Below are 17172 nucleotides of genomic sequence, written 5' to 3'. Positions count from 1 at the left end.
CGACATCGGCGTGCCGACGCATTTCATCCGCCGGCTCAACATGCGCGAGCAGCTGATCCGCGAGGTCGAGATCATCCCCCTCGAGGTCGTGGTGCGCAACGTCGCGGCCGGCTCGCTGGCGACCCGGCTGGGCCTGGAGGAAGGCACCCAGCTGCCGCGCTCGATCATCGAGTTCTATTACAAGAACGACGCGCTGAACGACCCGATGGTCTCCGAGGAGCACATCACGGCCTTCGGTTGGGCGACGCCCCAGGAGATCGACGACATCATGGCGCTGGCGATCCGCGTCAACGACTTCCTGTCGGGCCTCTTCCTCGGCGTCGGCATCCGACTGGTCGACTTCAAGATGGAGACCGGCCGCCTTTGGGAAGGCGACATGATGCGCATCGTGGTCGCTGACGAGATCTCCCCGGATTCCTGCAGGCTCTGGGACATCAAGTCCTCCGACAAGCTCGACAAGGACCGGTTCCGCAAGGATCTCGGCGGCCTGATCGAGGCCTACACCGAAGTCGCCAAGCGGCTTGGGATCATGTCGGAGAACGAGAAGGTCCAGGGCAGCGGCCCGCGGCTCGTCCAGTAAGCGCGTTCAGGCGGGTGGGCGGCGCAGGTGCGTCGGCCCCGCCTCCGGAAAGCCCGGCCGCAGCCGAGCGTGGGTCGAGAGGTCCGGGTCGAAGCCCGGGTGATAATGGGGGTCCTGCACCAGTAGCGGCCCCCATCGCTTCTTCAGCGCCGCGATCTCGCGCTGGTGGCGGGCGCGGGCCTCCGGAGTCCAGCGGCGACTCGCCGCCTCTCGGTGGTGCAGAACCGCTCCGGGGACCAGCAGCGTGCGATAGCCGTCCGCGTTGAGGCGCAGGCAGAGATCGACATCGTTGAAGTCCACCGCGAAGACCGCCTCGTCGAAGCCGCCGACCGCCCGGAACTTGTCCGCTTCGACCGCCAGGCAGGCGGCCGTGACCGCGGAGACCGCGTGCGTGACGCGCAACGCCGCCAGATAGCCGGACGCGTCCCCCGGGAAGTGGCGGTGCCCGTGGGTGACAAGGCCGCCGGTCCCGAGCACGATGCCGCCGTGCTGAATCCGTCCCTCGCCGTCGAGGAGCTTGGCGCCGACGGCGCCGACATCCGGTCGAAGGGCCTCACGGGCCATCAGAGACAGCCAGTCGGGCCGGAACGCCTCGACGTCGTTGTTGACGAAGACCAAGAGCCGGCCGCGGGCGCGGGCCGCGGCCGCGTTGTTCATGGCGGCGAAGTTGAACGGCCCGGGACAGGGCACGACATGCCCCCTCCCCTCCCCTTCGAAAGCGCGCAGAAAGGCGAGGGTCTCCGGCTCGCGACTGTCGTTGTCGCAGACCAGGATCTCGATCGACGGCCAGTCGGTGCAAGACCGCAGGCTTTCGAGACAGGGGCGCAGGAGATCCAGGCGATCGCGGGTCGGCACGATCAGGCTGGCCAGAGGCCAGGTCTCGGGAAGGGGATGTTCGACCTGGACGAAGCTGTCGGGCCCCACCGCGACCCGGACGGCCGACCGCCCCGTTCGGTCCAGGTGATCTCGCACGATCGCGTGATGGGACGCGGGGCCCTCCGCGCTTTCCGGCGGCGGGACCGGGCGTCCGGCGCGCCGCACGGACAGAAGCTCCGGGATATGGCCGATCGCGCCCGGGCCGAAGCGCTCGGCAATCCGGAACGCGGCCTCAGCCGGGCTTCGGGGCGCGGCGGCCGGGTCAAGGGCGCTGCCGCGGCAGGCCAACACGGGCCCGAGATAATCGAACGCCACGAGCCGGTCGGCGTCGAAGACCGGTGGCAGAAGCGGCACCACCACACCGCCGATCCGCTCCTGTACGAGGGCATCGCCATAGAGGGCTTGGAGGTCGGGCTCCGCGGCGAAGCGGGCGGCGATCCGCTCGGGTGCGCCGGTCACGAGGATGCCGTCACCGATCAGACGGATTGCGTCCCCCGGACCGGCCGGCGCCGGCGGGAAGCGGTCGAGAATCGCGGGCGGCAGCGAAAGCCGGTGGTCGATTCCGATCAAGGCCGCGAGCGCTTGCCGGGCCCGCAGGCGCTTCCCCATCAGGCGCGCCCGCACGATGGCAGCCGCGGCCCGGGGGTCAACGAGGATCTGGCGGGCTGTCCCCAAAAGCGTGCGCCAGGAGCGGCGCGGCGATCCGTGATACGGGCCGCCTTCACGGCCCGATGCCCCGTCCGACGGCGTCATTCCAAGTCCTCGCCGAAGGTCGTGACCGACAGGGCGGGATGGTAGAACGGATCGTGCCGGATCACGGCGCGCCAGCGCTCGGAGAAGCGGGCCGCCTCCTGCTCGAAGCGCGTGCGCTTGGCACCGACGGAGGGACCGCGGCTGACGGATTCGAGATGGGCCAGGGTCGCGGCCGGCGTCCAGATCGTCTTCCAGCCGGCGGCCCCGAGGCGCAGGCAGAAATCCACGTCGTTGAAATCGACCGGGAAGGACTCGGCGTCGAAGCCCCCCACCGCCAGATACTTGTCGCGCGCGACGGCGAGGCAGGCGGCCGTCACCGCCGAGACCTCGTGCGCCACACGCAGCCGGCCGAGATGGCCCGGCGTGTCCCCGGGCCGGCGGCGCAGGATATGGCCCGCCCGACCGCCGAGGCCGACGACGACGCCGGCATGCTGCAGTGTGCCGTCGCCGTAGAGAAGTTTTGCCCCGACGGCGCCGACATCCGGCCGGCAGGCCTGCCGGACCATGGCTTCCAGCCAGCCGGGCTCCAGGACGGCGACATCGTTGTTCAGGAGCACGACGATCGCGCCCGACGCCGCGCCGACGCCGGCATTGACCATCGCGGCGAAATTGAAGGGTTGAGGGTCCATGAGGATCCGCACGCGCGGATCGTCGCGCAGGCTTGCGTAGTGATCGAGCACCGCGGGATCGGTGGAACCGTTGTCGACGATGATCAGCTCGATCGCCGCATAGGCGGTCTCGTGGAGCACGCCGCGGCAGACGCGGGTGATCAGGTCCAGGCGGTCGCGCGAGGGAATCACGATGCTCACCAGCGGCGCCGGATCCGGAAGCGGCCATTTCAGGTGAACGGCGCCGTCGTGGATCTCGGCACGGAGCGAAGGCCACCCGGACCGACACGCGTCGAGGGCTGCCGCCCGGGCGGACGCGTCGAGCCCATCGCCGACGGTCCGGGCGAGAATCCGCGGGACATGCGCCACCCGCGCGGCGCGGGTCGTCGCGGCGGCCGCGATGGCCAAACCGATCTCCTCCATCGGGCCGACGGGGCGCCCCGGACTTGCGGAGAGCCACGTCTTCGACAGGAGCAGGGGGAAACCCGGATAGCCCGTCGCCAGGCCAAGATCCGGGCTCCAGTCCGGCTTCAGCTGCGGGCGACCGTCGGGGCCGATCGCGTCGCCGTAGGCGATGTCCGCGTCCAAGAGGGTGGGGGCCAGCAGCGCCAGGGCCTCGGGCTCCAGGACGTCGCCGGGGCGTAGCAGGCACAGGGCGTCCGCATCGCGGAGAAGATCGTCGAAGCCGGCAGTATCGTCCCAGGCACGGTGCGACACGGGCCCGTCCTCCGATGGAGGCGGCGCGCCCGACCATGCGACCGAGACCCACTCTGGCCGGTGCGTCTGCGCGGCCAGCGCGTCGCGCGCGGCGCCCAGCACCGCCGCCTCGCCGGGTCGCGCGAGCAGGAGACAGCCGATCCGCAGCGCGGAGGGTGGAAGGCCGGCGGGCCGGGATCGGGCAGTGGCCCAGGACGGGAAGCGGACCATCGGCGTTACCGCGCAGGTGCCGCGCAGGATGTCCCGGTAGCGCCGGTCCGAGCCGCGGGCGCGCTCGTAGAGCGCGGCGAGGCAGCGCCAGGGCCGGCGGAGGAGACATTGTGCGAGCAGCCCGGCCTCGTGCCGGGCACCGACCCGCTCCAGACTGAAATCGGCACCGGCCGAGAGGCGGATCTCCCGCGCATCCGAGGGGATCAGCCCCAGCCAGTGGGCGAGTCCCTGAGAGGCGCCCGGCAGGACGAAATCCTGTACGGCATCGTCCGGACCCCGCAGGACGCGGAGGATCGGGCGCCGGGGTGGCGCCGCGGGATCGCCGCTGTAGCTCAGTACGATCCAGCCGACAGGATGATCGGGGAGCACGAGGCGGCGGTCGTATTCGGGATCGGCCACCGATTCGAGGCGAAACCGCGTCGCCCGGCCGAGCCAGATCTCGCCGTGACCGGTCTTCGCAATCAGTCGGTTCGGATCGCCGAAGCGTGCCGCGGCGTCACTGGGCAGCGTCGCCTCCGCCGGCGGGTGCTGCGGCGACCGCCGGTTTCCGGCGGCGCGGCTTCGCAGCGGCCTTCCCGGCCCCCTTGCCAGCGCCGACACCCACCGCGATGTCATACTCGGCCGTCATCGCGGCAGGAACCTGCAGATCATCGGCGACGACCGTGGCGAAGCCCTGGGCCTCACCCGGTCCGACCGTGACGCTGACCCGCTCGGCGCGGCTTGAGACGACCTTGCCGTTGTAGCGGATCTGGAACGTCACTGGCACATCGAACCGGCCCGGCGCGCCGGCCGGCCCGAGCAGCACGTTGACCTCCGCGCCCACCTTGACGGTGATCGAGCCGTCCTGACGCCGCGTGCATTCGCGGGCAAGCCGAGCGAGGGCGTACTGGGTGCGCACCGTATCGCCCGCAAGGGTTCGCGAGGCGGCGGCACCCTCGACGACCTCCACCGGAGGGCAATAGGGTGGATCGAGGGTTTCGGGCTGCGACGGCGGCACCGTCGTGCCTCCGTACTTGAACAGGTTGGAGAAGATGTTCCCCTCCTCGGCCCGACACGGAGCGGCAGCGGCGAGGGACAGGGCAAGCACGAGACCGCCCCGCCGGAGCAGGGCGTTCGGCAGCCGGGAGACGCCCGGGGACCGCGTCGGAGTCCTGTCTTGAAGTCCGATCATCGCACGGCTCCCGAGCGGCACCGTCATTTCAGGCTATCGAACCCGGCCGCGAAGCCCTTCATCGACAGCGGGATCCCGACGCCTTCCTCGGGCGTCTGGAACACGATGAAGGTGGCTTGCGTGCCGTTCTTGAACTGGCGGATCAGACCGTCATCCATCACGACCTCGGCCACGCACCCGGTGGTGAGACAGCGGACGAAGCCCGCGCGGCCGATATCGGTCTGGTCGATCTTGAGGCCGAGGCCGGAAGGCAGGAGGACGCCCAGTGGCGCCACCACCCGCAGGAGGTAGCCGCGGTTGTCGGCCGTCTTCAGGACGATCACCACCAGGGTCAGATTCGGCCGGTCCTCGGCGGCGAGATACTGGACGAGGGCACATTGCTCGGCCTTCGCGCCGGCCGGCGTCTCGCAGCGCAATTGCCAATCCTCGAAGGTCTTGCGCACCATACCCTGGGCCGCGGCCGGCCCGGCGGGCATGAGCGCGGCCGCCACGAGGGCGAGGAAAACCGGCAGCGCGGCGCGCCGGACGGCGCGCCGGAAACGAACGAGCCTCGCGTGAAGCGGCACCACCGATCCCTTCGGAACGCTCCGGCCGAGGACCGGCGGGAGCCGTACAATCGGGCGTGTTCCGACCATGGTCGGGCCCGCGCTGTCAAGCGATGCGGTCGCGGTGTTGCGCGTCGGCGCTACCCGCGCGGATGTCTGCGGCCTAGATTGTGATCGAACACTCCTCCTGCGCCGGATCCCGCCGTGATGCGCCTGCTCACTCTCTCGGCCGCCTGCTTGGTGGCCACCCTCGCGCAGGCGGGGGCCCAGTCCCTGCCGGTCGGGGAGACCACCTACATCGAGCGCTCGCTCAATCACACCGACACGCTGGTGATCGAGCATCCGCCGGTGGCGGCGAACCCGTATGGCCGCCGCAACGGACATGCCGCGATCGCCGGCTATTGCCGGGACGGTGGTCTCGTCCGGCGGCGTGACGAGTTCGGCAACCCGGTGATCATCCGCCAGCGGGAGGTGTGCGACAGCGTCGCGCCGCGTACCCTCAGTCCCGGCGAGGTCGATCCCCGCCCGAGCTGGCCGGCCGACGCCGTGGCGCGCCAGCGCGTCCTGCGCGCCAAGGGCTGACGCGGGTCACGCCGTCTTCTCCGGTCGGCGGATCAGCCGTACCGATGCAGGCCGGTGCCGTGGCGCTTGAGCCACGCTTCGGCGGCGTCGGTGTTCGGACAAAGGGCGTGCACGAGAGCCCAGAAGCGTGGGGAATGGTTCATCTCGCGCAGGTGGGCCATTTCGTGAGCGACCAGATAGTCGAGCACCATCGGCGGCGCGAGAATCAGGCGCCATGAGAAGTTCAGCTCGCCGCGGGCCGTACAGGAGCCCCAGCGGCTGCGGGTGTCGCGCAGGGTGACGCGGACCGGCCTCTGCCCGAGTTGCACCGCATAACGCTCGATCGCCTCGGCGAGGTCGTGCTTCGCCTCACGGGCCAGGAAGTCGCGGATTCGGCGCGCCACATGGGCTGCGTCGCAGGACACCGAGATGGCCGGCTCTCCGGCGACGCACTCGACCCGTACCGGACCGCTGCGGGTGCCGCGCTGGAGTATCCGGTGAGGCTCGCCGCGGAGCGGCAGGCTGGCCTCAGGCTCGAAGGCCACGCGAGCCGGCACACGGGCCAGACGCGTTGCGATCCAGCCCGCATGGCTCGCAGCGAAGCGCTGGGCGGTGTTGACGGCGGTGCGGCTCGGAAGGGTGATCACCGCCTCGCCGGTGGCGGCCGAGACCCGGAGGGTGATGCGGCGCGCGGTCTCCCGCCGCCGGAGGGCAACGCGGAAACTGGCCCCCTCGTGCTGGACCTCAAGATGATCGGGATCGGGGCGACGCAGCAGCGCGAAGGGCATGCGCGACTTCTAGCTGGGCCGGACGCGCGGCTCCAGATCCCGCCGGCCCGAAGCGCCGCGGCTTCAGCCAGCGAGGGCCCGGGTCCAGACGTCGGTGTCGGGCAGGACGAGGAGAGCGGCCGCCGCCAGGGCGATCCCGTACGGAATCCCGGTCTTGGCGTCGTGCAGATGCAGTGCGAACGGCATGCGCGCAATCCGGACGGGCAGCGGATGCGTCCGCGCGAACAGGATCCCCAGCGTCAGGGCACCGCCGAACAGTGACGCCACCAGCAGGTAATCGCCGAGTCCATCGAAGCCGAGCCACAGGGCCGTGGCGGCCGCGAGCTTGGCATCGCCGCCGCCGATGACACCGAAGGCGAAGAGCGCGAAGGTGACGAGCAGAACGACCGCGCCGGCCGCGCAATGGAAGCCGATCTCGGCCCAGCTCATCGGGCCCGTCAGGGCGAGGAGCGCGAACCCCGCCACGAGGCCGAGGGAGATCCGGTTCGGGATCAGCATGGTCAGAAGATCGCTGGCGGCTGCGTACGCCATCAGGAACGGGAAGAGGATCAACAGGCCGAATCCGGCCGGGCCCAGACCTGTCAGGCCGAGGCTTGCCGTCGCTGAACCGACCATCTCGGCGCCCATTTCGTCGAAACCTGTCGCATCACCGGCCAACGATCCGACCCGGCCATCCGTCGGCCGGAATGGATCCGCGCATTACCAGACGGCCTGTGCCGCCGCGAACGAGAACGATCCCGGCCGGCCGAGCCCCCGGTCTCTCGCCGAGAGCCGGGGTGTCTCGCACCTGCCGCAGATCAGAGCCGTCTCGCTTAGTTCAGGTTGCCGGAGATCTGGCTGAACTTGCTGGTGAGGCTGGTGCCAACGGTCTTCAGCGCGGTGATGATGGCGACGGCGATCAGGGCCGCGATCATGCCGTACTCGATCGCGGTGGCACCGGACTCGTCCGAGGCGAAGCGCGTGAACAGGGTCTTCATGGAGAGCGATCCTTCGATCAACATAGAGCGAGGCAAAACTTGCGCGATGACCGATGAAGATTTTTCTTGTCTCGATCGGCGGCCTGCACAGACTGGCGATTTCGCCTTGAAAATCGGTTAAATCGATCCCGGAGCGTCGTAAAATGCCGTCTCGTTGCGAGATTGGTGAAGGTTGGGTTTCTTCGATACGGCAGTGCGCGGACTCTTGGTCTTGCTTAGCGCTTCCTTCACCCATCCCGCGATAGCCTCGGGCTTCGGGTCGGATCTCGTCCGCTACCCGTCGTCTTGAGGAAACCCGATGCGCCGCACCCTGTCGATTGCGGGCCGAGCCGGCCTCATCGTCCTGATGACGGGCGCCACAGCCGTGGCGGGTCAGCCCGAGCTGCTGCCGGTCGTGACCGTTCTGGTGGACAATGCCAAGGTCCTCCGCCTGCCGGAGAAGACCTCGACCATCATCGTCGGGAATCCGATCATCGCCGAGGTGACGCCGCAGAAGAACGGCGTCCTCGTGCTCACCGGCAAGAGCTTCGGATCGACCAATCTCATCGCCCTCGACAACGGCGGCGCCATGATCGCCGAGACGACCATCCGGGTCGAGGCGTCGCGGGACTCGACCATCACGGTCCAGCGCGGTCTCGACCGGGAATCCCTGTCCTGCACGCCGAGTTGCCAACCGTCGGTACAGCTCGGCGACTCGGCGAGCTATTTCGGCACGACCAGCGGGCAGGCCGACGCGCGCCGCAAGCTTGCGACCGGCGGCGGCGCCGGAACAGTTCCGGCGGCCGATCACTGATCGAACCGGATCCGGGAGCGAAGACGCGCGGGTGACGTCGCAGCCGATGTCGCGGGCACCACATCGCCACCCGCCGTCGATGCGGGGGCGCCCCTCAGCGCCGCTCTGGTCGGCGACGGCCTTGCGGACCATCGCCACGCGCTGAGGCTGACCCGGCGACGGGGAGCAGCCCGTCCCGATCATGTGCCCTTGCGGAGCGGGACGGCCCGGTGGACGATGGCGCGATGGAATCCGGTCCGCTCACCTATGTCATCGGCGACATCCACGGCTGCGCCGACCTCCTCGATGCGCTGTTGGAGCGGATCGCCGACCATGCCGCCGACCGCGGCCGCCGCCTCGTCTTCCTCGGGGATTATATCGACCGCGGGCCGGACAGCGCCGCGGTTCTCCGCACCGTGAGCCGGCTGAATTGGGCCGAGCCCGAGCATGTCATCTGCCTGATGGGCAATCACGAGCGGATGCTGCTCGATGCGCTGCAGACCCCTCAGGCCGCGGAACACTGGCTCTACAACGGCGGGGAGGCGACGCTCGCCTCCTTCGGCGCCCGGGAGGCGGGCGATCTGCCACGCGACACCCTCGACTGGCTCGAAGGTCTCCCCACCCTGCATGGGGATGACGCCCGCTGGTACGTCCATGCCGGTTTCCGGCCCGGCGCGGCGATCCCGGATCCGGACGATCACAATCGGCTCTGGATCCGCGAGCCGTTCCTGGAGGGCGACCACGATTTCGGCCGCCACGTGGTCCATGGCCATACCCCCCAGCGCAACGGACGGCCCGAAATCCGCCGGTTCCGCACGAACCTCGACACCGCAGCGGTCTACGGGGGAGCCCTCACGGCAGGCGTCTTCTCCGCCGCGCAGGGCCCGGCGCTGCATTTCCTGCAGGTCCGGGCGCCGGCCTAGACGGTTCGACGCGCGGGGACGAGGGCGCACAGGATCCCGACGAGCCAGCCGCCCATCAGGACGACGCCGCCAGTGGGCGCAGCCATCGGAAAGAGCGGGCGCTGGAGCCACGTGCGCACCGAGAGGTCGCCGCAGAATAGGATCAGACCGAGGACCAGAAGCCCCGAAGCGGTCCGGGCAAGCCCGGTCCGGGCAAGGCCGGCGGTGCCGAAGCCGATGAGCGCCAGAATGGCGGGGGCGTGGAACAGCAGGAACTGCGCCGCCGTCTTCAGCGAATCGGCGCCGGGGATGTGCGCGGCGGCGGCGCTCAACGCCACACCGAGCAGGCCGGCGAGGCAGGCGAGCGCCGCGAGCGCACGATCGACACCCGCAACACTCACGCGCCGCGCTCCACGAGGAGCCTGGCGATGGCCGCACGCAGCTCCGGCACGCCGGAATCGTCCCGACTTGAGGTGAGGATCACCTGCGGATAGGCCGCCGGACGCTTGGCAAGCCCGGCCTCGATCCCGGCAATGCGGCTCGCGACCTCGCCCTTCTTGAGGGAATCCCCCTTGGTCAGCACGACCTGATAGCTCACCGCGGCCTTGTCGAGGCCGTCGAGCACATCGGTATCGATCGACTTGAAGCCGTGCCGGGCGTCGATGAGCATGAACACGCGGGCGAGGCTGGCGCGCCCCTTCAGGTAGGAATGGATCAGCCGCGTCCAGGCCTCGACCTTGGCCTTCTCGACCGCGGCGTAGCCGTAGCCGGGCATGTCGACGAGGGACAGGCGCTCGCCGATCCGGAAGAAGTTCAGCTGCTGCGTGCGCCCGGGCGTGTGCGAGGTCCGCGCCAGGGTGTTCCGCCCGGTGAGGGCATTGATCAGGCTCGATTTGCCGACGTTCGACCGTCCCGCGAAGGCAATCTCCACGCCCTCCATGGGCGGCAGCCGATCGAGCGTCTGGGCAGCCGCGTAGAAGTCGGCGGCGCCGGCAAAGAGAAGGCGGCCGGCCTCAAGAAGGTCGGCCGCATCGTCGTTGGTTTCAGTCACGGCACATTGCCTGTCAGCTCTTGGTGGCGGCCGTCTTGGTGCCGTTGCCGCGCCGGAACGTCGATCGCAGGTTGTCCCACAGCTCCACCTTCACGCCGTTGCGGCGCATGATGACGTACTGCTGGATCACCGACAGCGTGTTGTTCCAGGCCCAGTAGATCACGAGGCCGGCGGGGAACGACCCCAGCATGAAGGTGAACACGATCGGCATGAAGGTGAAGATCTGCGCCTGGACCGGGTCCGGCGGCGCGGGGTTCATCTTCATCTGCACGAACATCGTCACGCCCATGATCAGCGGCCAGACGCCCAGGTGGACGAAGTCGGGCGCCGGGAAGGGCAGCAGTCCGAACAGGTTCACGATGCTCGTCGGATCCGGCGCCGCGAGGTCGTGGATCCAGCCGAAGAACGGCGCGTGCCGCATCTCGATGGTGATGAACAGCACCTTGTAGAGCGCGAAGAAGACCGGGATCTGGATCAGCACCGGCCAGCAGCCGGCGACCGGATTGATCTTCTCCTTCTTGTACAGCTCCATCGTGGCCTGCTGCGCCTTTAGGCGGTCATCCTTGTAGCGCTCGCGGATGGCGGCCATCTCCGGCTGAACGGCCTTCATCTTGGCCATCGAGACGTAGGACCGGTTCGCGATCGGCAGGAACAGCAGCTTCAGGCAGAAGGTGACAACCAGGATCGAGACGCCGAAATTGCCGAACAGGTGATAGAAGAAGTCCAGCGCCCGGAACATCGGCTTGGTGATGAAGAAGAACCAGCCCCAATCGATCATCAGATCGAAGTGCTTGATGCCCAGGTCCTTCTCGTAGTTGTTGATGACGTTGACTTCCTTGGCGCCCGCGAACAGCCGCTGCGTCGCGGTGACGGAGGTGCCGGCCGCCACGTTCACGGCGTCGCCGCGCACGCTCGCCTGATAGACGTTGGTGGTCCCGTCGGTCCGGTCGGTGAAGGCGCCGGTATACGGCGTGTCCTGATCGGGGATCGCGGCAGCCGCCCAGTACTTGTCGGTGATGCCCACGAAGCCGCCGGTCACGCCCGTCCAGGCCTTGCCCTTGGTGTTGGCGCCGCCGTAGGCGCCCTCCTTGGCGAGCTTGTCGTAGGTGAATTCCTGAAGGCCGTCGTTGCCGAGATAGCCGATCATGCCCTCGTGCAGGACGTAATAGCCCTGGGTGTGCGGCTTACCCCAGCGGGAGACGAGGCTGTAGGGGTAGAGCGTGATCGCACCCGAGCCCTTGTTCTCGACCTCGTCGCGGATCGTGAACATGTACTTGTCGTCGACCGCGATGATCCGCTTGAAGACGAGGCCGGCGCCGTTGTCCCAGGTCAGGGTCACGGGCATGCCCGGCTGGAGCGTCTTGCCCTCGCTGGTCCAGAGGGTGTCGTTGTTGGGCAGCGGCCCGGCATTGGCGCCGACCCAGCCGAACTCGGCGTAATAGGGCGTCTCGCTGCCGGCCGGCGAGAACAGCACGATCTCGGGGCTCTTGGGGTCGACGGTCTCGTGGTAGTTCTTGAGCGACACGTCGTCGACGCGGCCGCCCTTCAGGGCGATCGAGCCGGACAGCGCCGGGGTCTCGATCCGGATGCGCGGCGAGCGGGCGAGCGCCGCCTCGCGAGAGACCGGGCCGCCTTGCGGCGTGGGCAGCGTGCCGGGCACCGGCGCGGCCGGGCCGCCCTCCTTGGGGGACGGCGAGGGCACGCCGTCCGGGGTCACGCCCGGGGGCTGCTGTTGCTGCGCGGCCTTGTTCTGGGCCTCGATCAGCCGCTGCTGCTCCATGCGCGGGCCGGCCACGAAGTACTGCCACCCGAGCAGCACCAGCAGCGACAGGCCGATGGCCACGAACATGTTCGTCTTGTCATTGCCCATCAGGGACACCGCCGCACGCGTTCGGAGTGGCATCAAGACCGGCGCCGGCCCCGGGGGACCTGCGCGCGCCGGTGATTCGGTGATCTCTGTCGCACCCCTGCGACGGGCCGATGTCGGCGCGGCCGGAGGGCGCGGGCTGCGCGGAGGCGCCCGCTTCCTGCTGGAGAGATGAGGTTTGAGGTGTGGTCTTGGACCGTCGGTTGCCGGATCGGCCGGACGGCCTGTCGCTCCGGGGCGCCGCAGGCCGGGTCACCGTCGGGATCGCACGCCGCAGGTCCTCGGCCAGCGACGCGAAGGGGGCGTCCAGCGCCGGGCGCCGGGCGATCAGTACGATGTCGGCCGGCAGGGTCGCGAGTTCGGTCGGCAGATCGGCCGCGACCAGCCCCAACGCGGCGCGGAGACGGCGCCGGATGCGGTTGCGCTCCGTCGCGTGACCCACGCGCTTCGTGATGGTGAAACCGAGACGGAGGCCGGGGCAGGCCTCCGGGTTCCGGAGGCGCCCCTGCGCGGTCATGCGCTCGGTGTGAAAGCGACGCCCCTCGGCCGCAGCCAGGAAGTCGGGTCGTTTCTTGAGCCGCTCGATCGTCGCCATCGATGGTTCGATCCCGGCCGATACCACTTGCCTCACGGCGCGGATGCGCGAAGGCGTCCGCGCCCGAGAGGATCCGGCCTCAGGCCGACAGGCGCTTGCGGCCGTGGGCGCGACGGCGCGCGATCACCTTGCGGCCGCCGGCGGTGGCCATGCGCGCACGGAAACCGTGACGGCGCTTACGGACGAGCTTGCTCGGCTGATAGGTTCTCTTCATGGCTCAGAGCCTTCAAAGGTCGAGGCGCGCTCGCGGGCGGCTGATGCCGCACCCGACCTTCACGCGTCCTTGGTTGTCTGCAAACACGAAGGGCGCCCATGCGGGGCGCCACGTCGCGAGTGGCGGGCTTATGGCGGATGGGTCCCGCGAAGTCAACGTTCGGCGGGGCTCAATGCCCCTCGAACTGCATGAGGGTCCGCACCTCGACGCCCATGTCGCGCAGGCGCTGGGCCCCGCCGATCTCGGGCAGATCGATGACGAAGCAGGCGGCCACGATTTCGGCGCCGATCTTCTGAAGCAGGTTCACCGCCGCCGTGGCGGTGCCGCCGGTGGCGATCAGATCGTCGACCAGGAGCACCCTGTCGCCGGGCCGGACCGCGTCGACGTGGATCTCGATCTCGTCGGTGCCGTATTCGAGGGCGTAGGCCATCGAAACCGTCGTGTGGGGCAGCTTGCCCTTCTTGCGGATCGGCACGAAGCCGCAGGAGAGCTGATGGGCGATGGCCCCGCCCAGGATGAAGCCCCGGGCCTCGATGCCGGCCACTTGGTGGATCTGCCCGCCCGCATAGGGGTGAACCAGCGCGTCCACCGCCCGCCGGAAGGCGCGCGGGTCGCTGAGCAGCGTGGTGATGTCGCGAAAGATGATCCCGGGCTTCGGGTAATCGGGAATCGAGCGGATCGATTCCTTCAGCGCGACGTGGCGGCGGGCTTCCATGCGTTCGGCCTTCCGTGGAGAACCGCGGGCTTAAAGCAGAAGGTTGCGGTCCTGACCAGTTTCCGGCGGCAGGCCGGGCGGGTCAGGCCGCATTCGGTGCGTCCCGGCGGTCCGGCGACCGTCCCACGCGGCGCGAGCGGTCCGGTCGCCGCGGGCGCGCTTGGCTCCGAGGAAGCCCGCCCGAGGCGGGCAATCCCTGATCGCCGCGGACGTCGAGACGCGGCGCGTCGGCGGCCCGTCATCCCGGTCTCCGCCGCGCGGTCCCGGGATGACGGGCCGCTAGGCCGCCTGGACCTTCTTGAGGATGGCGACGAGTTCCCGGTGCAGCTCCTCGTTGCCGCAGGCCACCGACCGGGGCGCGAGCGGCTCGGCGGCGCCATCCGCGGAGGTCACGAAGCCGCCCGCCTCGCGCACCAGGATCACGCCGGCGGCGAAATCGTAGGTCTGGAGATCGCGCTCCCAATAGGCGTCGAGGCGCCCGCAGGCGACATAGGCCATGTCGAGAGCCGCCGATCCCATCCGGCGGGTGCCGCCGGCCACCGCCATGACGGCGCCCAGCTCGCGCAGGAGTCGCGGATGGCTGCCGCGACCGAGATAGGGCGTTCCGTAGCCCACCAGCGCGTCGGCCATGTCCTGACGGCCGGAGACGCGCAGGCGCCGGTTGTTGAGATAGGCCCCCTTCCCGCGCTCGGCGACGAACAGCTCGTCCTTGATCGGGTCGAAGATCACACCGGCGACGATCTGGCCCTCGCGCTCGAGGCCGACCGAGACGGCGAAATGGGGCACGCCGTGCAGGAAGTTCGAGGTGCCGTCGAGCGGGTCGATGTGCCAGGTGTGGCTTTTGTCGGTCCCCTCGATGATCCCGTTCTCCTCCTGCACGAGGCTGTAGCCCGGGCGCGCCTTCATCAGGGCGTCGCGCAGCACCTCCTCGGCCTTGCGGTCGGCCGCGGAGACGAAGTCACCCGGGCCCTTCCGCGAGACCTGCAGGTTCTCGACCTCGCCGAAGTCGCGGCGCAGGCCGCGCGCGGCCTTGCGCACGGCATCGACCATCACGGTCATGAGCGGGGAGGAGATCATGGTCGGACTTTTCGCGGGTGAGGATTGACGCCGTCGTTACAGCCCGGCGCCGGAAAAGACGAGATGGGGGCAGGACATGGGCGCCGTGCGGCGGGGGGCCGGCCCGGACCGGGTCCCACGGATCGTCGTCGCGGCGCGGCCCCTCCCTCGGGCGAGAGGGACGGGATGAGGGGCGTGCGTCAGCCGGAGGCGGCGCGACCTGAGCGCGCGTCACCGGCACGCCTGATCCGGAATCTACCCTCCCTCAGCCGGAAGGGTGAGCCGATCGCGCCGTGTGATAGAGGCCACGGCCCCTCGGTGGGGCCAGGCCGTGGCCGGTCGATACGGAGACCCGAGGCCCTACTCGGCGGCCTCGACGAAGACCGTGCCGGCCCGGGGCAGATCCAGCGCCTCCCAGGTCTCGCTGAGGGCCGCGGCGAGGCGCTCGATATGCGCCGCGTCGTGGAACGGCGACGGCGTGATCCGCAGGCGCTCGGTGCCGCGCGGAACGGTCGGATAATTGATCGGCTGGATGTAGATGCCGTGGTGTTCCAGCAGGTGGTCGGCCGCCGCCTTGCACAGTTCGGCATCGCCGACCATCACCGGCACGATATGGGTCTCGGTCTCCAGGATCGGCAGGCCCGCCGCGGCCAGGGCCGCCTTGGTGGCCGTCGCCTGGCTCTGGTGTGCTTCCCGCTCGGCGCTGGAACGCTTGAGGTAGCGCACCGACGCCCGTGCCGCCGCCGCCACGGCCGGCGGCAGCGCGGTGGTGAAGATGAAGCCCGGCGCGAAGCTGCGCACGGCGTCGCAGATCGCCGCCGAGGCGGTGATGTAGCCACCGACGCAGCCGAAGCCCTTGGCCAGCGTCCCCTCGATCACGTCGACCCGGTGCATCACCCCGTCGCGCTCGGCGATGCCGCCGCCGCGCGGACCGTAGAGACCGACCGCGTGGACTTCGTCCAGATAGGTCATCGCGCCGTAGCGGTCGGCGAGGTCGCAGATCCGGCTGATCGGCGCCACGTCGCCATCCATCGAGTAGACCGACTCGAAGACGATCAGCTTCGGCCGGTCGCCGGCCTCCTGGAGCAGCTCCTCCAGATGCTGGAGATCGTTGTGGCGGAAGATCTTCTTCGCGCAGCCTGAATGGCGCACGCCCTCGATCATCGAATTGTGGTTGAAGGCGTCGGACAGGATCAGGCAATCCGGAATCAGCTTGGCGATCGTCGAGATGCCGGCCTGGTTCGACACGTAGCCCGAGGTGAAGACGAGACCCGCCTCCTTGCCGTGCAGGTCGGCGAGTTCGCGCTCCAGGTCGACGAGGGGCGAGTTGTTGCCGGCGATGTTGCGGGTGCCGCCCGCGCCCACGCCGCAGCGGGCGGCGGTCTCGGTCATGGCGGCCACCACCTCCTTGTGCTGGCCCATGCCGAGGTAGTCGTTCGAGCACCACACGGTGATCTCGGTCGTCTTGCCGTCGGGCTGACGCCACTTGGCCGTCGGGAACCGCCCGGAAATGCGTTCGATATCGGCGAAGACACGGTAGCGCCGCTCGCCGTGCAGCTGATCCAGCGCGCCGCGGAAGTAGCGCTCGTAGCCGGAACCGGCGCGCGTCGATCCCGTTGGGGCGAGCGTCGTGCTGGGCATCCGGGTCACGGTCATCGAGCGTCCTTCGCGTATTCGGCCACGCGGGCGGCGCCTTGTAGCACCGGGTCCCGCGATCTGAGGTCTGGCCTCGGTCAGTCCTTCGCGTGAGGACCGGAAGATACGCGCGGATCTGGAACTGGTTCAAGGTAAGGTTCCGACATCGCTGCGTTGCATCCGTTGAGAGGGCGGCACGAACCCGGTAGCGTCCGTCAGGATCTTTCCCTCCGAACTTGGCTCCGGCGCACTTCCGAATCCCATGTTTCAACCCGCAGATGGCTCCTCCCACCGGAACGTCCGTGTCCCGAGCTTGCGGCGACCAAGGGTCGCGCCATGACGGACGCGAAGACGGACGCGAAGGATGCGCGCACGGAGCGCCTGAAGGCGGCCCTGCGGCAGAACCTGCGGCGCCGCAAGGCGCAGGATCGGGGCCGGACCGAAACGAGACCGGCTCCGGACGCGGACCGGTCCTGCACGTCCGAGGCCGCGATCAACGGTCCTGATTCCGACAAATCCGGTCTATAGGGCACGGCCAAGCCTGGGCGCTTCCGCGCCCGCGATCAGCACGGCCGGCCG

Annotated in this window: 20 protein-coding genes (1 of these 20 cut by a window edge); 5 read left to right on the top strand and 15 right to left on the bottom strand. The window is 69.5% G+C overall.

Features of this window, described 5'->3' with window-relative positions:
* A protein-coding gene (purC, locus tag A3862_RS14270) for a phosphoribosylaminoimidazolesuccinocarboxamide synthase (protein WP_043350657.1) crosses the window boundary here: on the top strand, positions 1-580 show its 3' portion. Its footprint begins 215 nt before the window's first position; the window shows 580 of its 795 coding nt (coding positions 216-795); its start codon lies beyond the left edge, outside the window; its stop codon occupies positions 578-580.
* A gap of 6 nt (positions 581-586) precedes the next feature.
* Here the strand turns inward: purC and A3862_RS14265 are convergent, their stop codons facing one another.
* The 4 genes from A3862_RS14265 to A3862_RS14250 are packed head-to-tail and all read right to left on the bottom strand — an operon-like array spanning position 587 to position 5391.
* A complete protein-coding gene (locus tag A3862_RS14265) occupies positions 587-2209 on the bottom strand; it encodes a glycosyltransferase (protein WP_111473667.1) in 1623 nt (540 codons plus the stop codon).
* On the bottom strand, positions 2206-4359 hold the full coding sequence (locus tag A3862_RS14260) for a glycosyltransferase family 2 protein (RefSeq protein ID WP_236962002.1): 2154 nt from the start codon (positions 4357-4359) through the stop codon (positions 2206-2208). The genes A3862_RS14265 and A3862_RS14260 overlap by 4 nt, the downstream gene beginning before the upstream one ends.
* Positions 4241-4915, bottom strand: a complete 675-nt coding sequence (locus A3862_RS14255) for a hypothetical protein (RefSeq protein WP_107088769.1) — start codon at positions 4913-4915, stop codon at positions 4241-4243. The genes A3862_RS14260 and A3862_RS14255 overlap by 119 nt, the downstream gene beginning before the upstream one ends.
* A 23-nt stretch (positions 4916-4938) precedes the next feature.
* On the bottom strand, positions 4939-5391 hold the full coding sequence (locus A3862_RS14250; RefSeq protein ID WP_053610820.1) for an invasion associated locus B family protein: 453 nt from the start codon (positions 5389-5391) through the stop codon (positions 4939-4941).
* Between the two features lie 276 nt (positions 5392-5667).
* Here A3862_RS14250 and A3862_RS14245 point away from each other — a divergent pair, with 276 nt between their 5' ends.
* Positions 5668-6042 (top strand): hypothetical protein, encoded by a 375-nt coding sequence (locus tag A3862_RS14245; protein ID WP_111473666.1) that lies wholly within the window; start codon positions 5668-5670, stop codon positions 6040-6042.
* A gap of 32 nt (positions 6043-6074) precedes the next feature.
* Here the strand turns inward: A3862_RS14245 and A3862_RS14240 are convergent, their stop codons facing one another.
* The 3 genes from A3862_RS14240 to A3862_RS14230 all read right to left on the bottom strand — a co-directional run bounded on the left by A3862_RS14240 (position 6075) and on the right by A3862_RS14230 (position 7786).
* Positions 6075-6809, bottom strand: coding sequence for a M48 family metallopeptidase (locus A3862_RS14240; protein ID WP_043758838.1), 735 nt, complete (start codon positions 6807-6809; stop codon positions 6075-6077).
* A gap of 63 nt (positions 6810-6872) precedes the next feature.
* Entirely contained in the window at positions 6873-7424 is a 552-nt protein-coding gene (locus A3862_RS14235; RefSeq protein WP_051045115.1) for an A24 family peptidase, read from the bottom strand.
* Between the two features lie 197 nt (positions 7425-7621).
* A complete protein-coding gene (locus A3862_RS14230; protein WP_012320434.1) occupies positions 7622-7786 on the bottom strand; it encodes a Flp family type IVb pilin in 165 nt (54 codons plus the stop codon).
* A gap of 298 nt (positions 7787-8084) precedes the next feature.
* Between A3862_RS14230 and A3862_RS14225 the strand changes: the two genes are divergently transcribed.
* Together A3862_RS14225 and A3862_RS14220 are read left to right on the top strand one after the other, a co-directional pair.
* Positions 8085-8579 (top strand): pilus assembly protein N-terminal domain-containing protein, encoded by a 495-nt coding sequence (locus A3862_RS14225; protein WP_043357447.1) that lies wholly within the window; start codon positions 8085-8087, stop codon positions 8577-8579.
* 224 nt (positions 8580-8803) lie between these two features.
* The gene (locus A3862_RS14220; RefSeq protein WP_043357445.1) at positions 8804-9481 is read left to right on the top strand and encodes a metallophosphoesterase family protein; all 678 of its coding nucleotides are present in this window, start codon (positions 8804-8806) and stop codon (positions 9479-9481) included.
* Here A3862_RS14220 and A3862_RS14215 read toward each other — a convergent pair.
* From A3862_RS14215 to hemA, 8 genes are all read right to left on the bottom strand, one after another.
* Positions 9478-9861 carry a DUF423 domain-containing protein gene (locus A3862_RS14215; RefSeq protein ID WP_111473665.1) on the bottom strand — a complete coding sequence of 128 codons (384 nt, stop codon included), beginning with the start codon at positions 9859-9861 and terminating at the stop codon, positions 9478-9480. The two genes, A3862_RS14220 and A3862_RS14215, sit on opposite strands and share 4 nt — an antisense overlap.
* Positions 9858-10511: a ribosome biogenesis GTP-binding protein YihA/YsxC gene (gene yihA / locus A3862_RS14210; RefSeq protein WP_043387550.1), complete on the bottom strand. Its 654-nt coding sequence runs from the start codon at positions 10509-10511 to the stop codon at positions 9858-9860. The genes A3862_RS14215 and yihA overlap by 4 nt, the downstream gene beginning before the upstream one ends.
* Positions 10512-10524: 13 nt before the next feature.
* Positions 10525-12381, bottom strand: coding sequence for a membrane protein insertase YidC (gene yidC / locus A3862_RS14205; protein ID WP_043758843.1), 1857 nt, complete (start codon positions 12379-12381; stop codon positions 10525-10527).
* A complete protein-coding gene (rnpA, locus tag A3862_RS14200) occupies positions 12371-12973 on the bottom strand; it encodes a ribonuclease P protein component (RefSeq protein ID WP_043357132.1) in 603 nt (200 codons plus the stop codon). Before rnpA ends, yidC begins: the two co-directional genes overlap by 11 nt.
* A 79-nt stretch (positions 12974-13052) precedes the next feature.
* The gene (gene rpmH, locus A3862_RS14195) at positions 13053-13187 is read right to left on the bottom strand and encodes a 50S ribosomal protein L34 (RefSeq protein WP_007558110.1); all 135 of its coding nucleotides are present in this window, start codon (positions 13185-13187) and stop codon (positions 13053-13055) included.
* A 169-nt stretch (positions 13188-13356) separates the two neighbouring features.
* Positions 13357-13902: an adenine phosphoribosyltransferase gene (locus A3862_RS14190; RefSeq protein WP_043387545.1), complete on the bottom strand. Its 546-nt coding sequence runs from the start codon at positions 13900-13902 to the stop codon at positions 13357-13359.
* A gap of 279 nt (positions 13903-14181) precedes the next feature.
* A complete protein-coding gene (locus A3862_RS14185) occupies positions 14182-14979 on the bottom strand; it encodes an inositol monophosphatase family protein (RefSeq protein ID WP_043357127.1) in 798 nt (265 codons plus the stop codon).
* Positions 14980-15318: 339 nt separating this feature from the next.
* Positions 15319-16614: a 5-aminolevulinate synthase gene (gene hemA, locus A3862_RS14180; protein ID WP_043758849.1), complete on the bottom strand. Its 1296-nt coding sequence runs from the start codon at positions 16612-16614 to the stop codon at positions 15319-15321.
* 315 nt (positions 16615-16929) lie between these two features.
* On the opposite strand from hemA, the gene A3862_RS14175 reads away from it, so the two are divergent.
* On the top strand, positions 16930-17121 hold the full coding sequence (locus A3862_RS14175) for a hypothetical protein (protein WP_043357123.1): 192 nt from the start codon (positions 16930-16932) through the stop codon (positions 17119-17121).
* Positions 17122-17172 lie beyond the last annotated feature (51 nt).

It is taken from the genome of Methylobacterium sp. XJLW, from assembly GCF_003254375.1.
Lineage (GTDB): Bacteria > Pseudomonadota > Alphaproteobacteria > Rhizobiales > Beijerinckiaceae > Methylobacterium > Methylobacterium fujisawaense.
The sequence above is the reverse complement of the archived record's forward strand: the minus strand, read 5'-3'. Positions and strand labels throughout refer to the sequence as shown.

Excerpts from the sequence above, each read along its gene's own strand:
- A3862_RS14265 (WP_111473667.1), bottom strand. The coding sequence starts at position 2,209 with ATGACGCCGTCGGACGGGGCATCGGGCCGTGAAGGCGGCCCGTATCAC.
- A3862_RS14260 (WP_236962002.1), bottom strand. The coding sequence starts at position 4,359 with ATGACATCGCGGTGGGTGTCGGCGCTGGCAAGGGGGCCGGGAAGGCCG.
- A3862_RS14255 (WP_107088769.1), bottom strand. The coding sequence starts at position 4,915 with ATGATCGGACTTCAAGACAGGACTCCGACGCGGTCCCCGGGCGTCTCC.
- A3862_RS14250 (WP_053610820.1), bottom strand. The coding sequence starts at position 5,391 with ATGCCCGCCGGGCCGGCCGCGGCCCAGGGTATGGTGCGCAAGACCTTC.
- A3862_RS14245 (WP_111473666.1), top strand. The coding sequence starts at position 5,668 with ATGCGCCTGCTCACTCTCTCGGCCGCCTGCTTGGTGGCCACCCTCGCG.
- A3862_RS14240 (WP_043758838.1), bottom strand. The coding sequence starts at position 6,809 with ATGCCCTTCGCGCTGCTGCGTCGCCCCGATCCCGATCATCTTGAGGTC.
- A3862_RS14235 (WP_051045115.1), bottom strand. The coding sequence starts at position 7,424 with ATGGTCGGTTCAGCGACGGCAAGCCTCGGCCTGACAGGTCTGGGCCCG.
- A3862_RS14230 (WP_012320434.1), bottom strand. The coding sequence starts at position 7,786 with ATGAAGACCCTGTTCACGCGCTTCGCCTCGGACGAGTCCGGTGCCACC.
- A3862_RS14225 (WP_043357447.1), top strand. The coding sequence starts at position 8,085 with ATGCGCCGCACCCTGTCGATTGCGGGCCGAGCCGGCCTCATCGTCCTG.
- A3862_RS14220 (WP_043357445.1), top strand. The coding sequence starts at position 8,804 with ATGGAATCCGGTCCGCTCACCTATGTCATCGGCGACATCCACGGCTGC.
- yidC (WP_043758843.1), bottom strand. The coding sequence starts at position 12,381 with ATGGGCAATGACAAGACGAACATGTTCGTGGCCATCGGCCTGTCGCTG.
- rnpA (WP_043357132.1), bottom strand. The coding sequence starts at position 12,973 with ATGGCGACGATCGAGCGGCTCAAGAAACGACCCGACTTCCTGGCTGCG.
- rpmH (WP_007558110.1), bottom strand. The coding sequence starts at position 13,187 with ATGAAGAGAACCTATCAGCCGAGCAAGCTCGTCCGTAAGCGCCGTCAC.
- A3862_RS14190 (WP_043387545.1), bottom strand. The coding sequence starts at position 13,902 with ATGGAAGCCCGCCGCCACGTCGCGCTGAAGGAATCGATCCGCTCGATT.
- A3862_RS14185 (WP_043357127.1), bottom strand. The coding sequence starts at position 14,979 with ATGATCTCCTCCCCGCTCATGACCGTGATGGTCGATGCCGTGCGCAAG.
- hemA (WP_043758849.1), bottom strand. The coding sequence starts at position 16,614 with ATGACCGTGACCCGGATGCCCAGCACGACGCTCGCCCCAACGGGATCG.
- A3862_RS14175 (WP_043357123.1), top strand. The coding sequence starts at position 16,930 with ATGACGGACGCGAAGACGGACGCGAAGGATGCGCGCACGGAGCGCCTG.